This window comes from Arthrobacter sp. HMWF013, from assembly GCF_003061105.1.
GTDB lineage: Bacteria > Actinomycetota > Actinomycetes > Actinomycetales > Micrococcaceae > Arthrobacter.
Window position 1 is genome coordinate 1 of record NZ_QAIQ01000341.1, and the last position, 2,065, is coordinate 2,065.

Consider the following 2,065-nt stretch of genomic DNA (forward strand, 5'->3'; position numbering starts at 1 on the left):
GGGTGGCTCCCACCCGGGAGGCGGCACAGGCGTTCGTCGCTAAGCACGACGACTACCGGCTGTCGGTACCGGAGGTGGGCCTCCTGCAGGCCTTTCCGGAAGACTGGAAGTTCACCGGTGCAACCTACATGCAGCTCGGCCAGATCGGCAACGCTGTGCCGCCAGCGCTGGGTTACGCGGTGGCCTCGTCGGTGGCGTCTGTTTTGGCAAGATAAGTCCGCACGAGACGTCGAAGAGTTGCCGCGTGGTCGGTAGTGATCTTCTCGAAATCAGCGAAATATGATCCGCTGATTTTCGGGTTGTTAAGCGTCGATCCGCGCTGGATGACGTAGCCGCAGCGAAGCTGAAGTATCTCAGTCATCTTTTCGAGCGAGTAACCGCCCGGATTCTTCTTGGGCTTGCCGGACGCTGTCGTTTCGGCAAATTCGGGATCGTGGGATATATCGCGGTTGGAAGCGTACTCTTTGGCCGTCCACTGATTCTTCATAAGACGTCGGGCGTCCAGCAGCGAATAGACCTCCTTTCCGCCCAGCAGCTCAATGACCATTGCCGACGTGATGAAAGAGGGCACAGTTTCTGCCAGATAAAAATCTGGGGCTACGTAACGCTCGTGGTCACTGATCCACGATTCCATGTCCAGCGGAGAGGCGTAGTAGCAGTACTGCAGCCTGCCCTGGGTGTAAAAGGCGAAGATCCAGTGCAGACCATCGCGCCACTTCTCAATATGGTCCGGCCCAAAATCCCTGACAGTCGAGACTGAGGTTTTAGTGGTGGATTTCAGCTCAAAAGGTAATTTCAGCCCGTCTATTTCGAGGAACGCATCGATTTCATGACGCTTACGGTCCTCCGCCTGGGTTAAGTTGAAAAGGTCGGTCATCTGCGATTCGCGTACGTCATCTTGGGGCACAGGATTGATCCTCGCATGCTGCCCCGGAATGTTGCGAACTCCACGATCAAGGACGTGTCGCTCCGAGTCCGACAGAGGCGGGGCAGTGCGCCGAATGATCACGACGCGGCTCAACTGAAGGACCGGCGGATGGGCACACTTCACGTGAAAATGCGTGATTTGGGTGATCAATTTCCTTGAGATCTAGACATTTTTCACGCCAGCACTGGGCCGGCAAAGAGTTCAAATCCCCCCGTCACCGCCAAATAGCAAGGCCCCTACTCCCCCGCTAATGCATGAACTGCTCCCCGAAAGTTGGACTGAAAATTCAGTTTCGACTTCCGGGGAGCAGTTTTGCGTTCAAGTAGTTTGAACCGTCCCGGGTTTGATGCCGCTATCTTCTGTGAGAAAGATAGTGATTATGCCCAAGCAGTTTCCGCCCGAAGTCCGTGACCGTGCCGTGCGCATGACCTTGGATCGGTTGTCCGAATACCCGTCTGTCTATGCTGCCTGCAAGGCACTGGCCCCGAAGCTGGGAGTCGGCCCTGAATCGCTGCGCCGTTGGGTTGTCCAGGCCCAGGTCGATGCCGGTGAGAAGACCGGCCCGAGCAGTGACGAGCTGGAGGAAATCAAGCGGCTCCGGGCTGAGGTGCGGGACTTGAAAGAGTCCAACGAGATCCTCAAACAGGCCTCGATTTTCTTCGCGAGGGAGCTCGACCCTCGCCGCCGCTGATTTGTCGATCCATCGACGAAATGCGGGCTGAAGGTTATGCGGTCGAGTCGATCTGTGCCGTCCTGCGGGAGCAGGGCGTGCAGGTCGCCGCACGAACCTACCGGGCGTGGAAGAAACGCCTGCCGGCCTTGCGCACCATCGAAGACGCCCGCATCACCGATGCACTACGTGCCTTGAAAGTCCCCCATGCGAAGGGACGCCCCCGGCCCGAGATCATGTACGGGCGGCGGAAAATGACACAGTGGCTGCGCCGTAACGGCTTCCCGGAAGCCTCCAAACACACCGTGGACCGGCTCATGCGCGAAGAGGGCATGAACGGCCTCGTCAGGGGCCGCAAGACCCGCACCAGTATCCCCGGCAAGGACGGCCGTCGCGCCGGCGACCTGCTGAACAGGGACTTCACCGCCCCGGCCCCGAACCAGATCTGGGTCACTGATTTCACCTAC

Annotated in this window: 4 protein-coding genes; 3 read left to right on the plus strand and 1 reads right to left on the minus strand. The window is 58.6% G+C overall.

Annotation, left to right across the window (positions count from 1 at the left end):
- Positions 1 to 215, plus strand: a 215-nt coding sequence (locus tag DBR22_RS12915; protein ID WP_146187493.1) for a DNA cytosine methyltransferase, incomplete at its 5' end; no start/stop codon positions are given.
- Here the strand turns inward: DBR22_RS12915 and DBR22_RS12920 are convergent.
- Positions 173 to 1,078, minus strand: a complete 906-nt coding sequence (locus tag DBR22_RS12920; RefSeq protein WP_108599357.1) for a hypothetical protein — start codon at positions 1,076 to 1,078, stop codon at positions 173 to 175. The two genes, DBR22_RS12915 and DBR22_RS12920, sit on opposite strands and share 43 nt — an antisense overlap.
- 229 nt (positions 1,079 to 1,307) lie before the next feature.
- On the opposite strand from DBR22_RS12920, the gene DBR22_RS12925 reads away from it, so the two are divergent.
- Both DBR22_RS12925 and DBR22_RS12930 read left to right on the plus strand, forming a co-directional pair.
- Positions 1,308 to 1,619, plus strand: coding sequence for a transposase (locus DBR22_RS12925; RefSeq protein WP_056632868.1), 312 nt, complete (start codon positions 1,308 to 1,310; stop codon positions 1,617 to 1,619).
- Positions 1,620 to 1,639: 20 nt separating this feature from the next.
- On the plus strand, positions 1,640 to 2,065 hold a 426-nt coding region (locus tag DBR22_RS12930; protein ID WP_146187495.1), incomplete at its 3' end, for an IS3 family transposase.

Excerpts from the sequence above, each read along its gene's own strand:
- DBR22_RS12925 (WP_056632868.1), top strand. The coding sequence starts at position 1,308 with ATGCCCAAGCAGTTTCCGCCCGAAGTCCGTGACCGTGCCGTGCGCATG.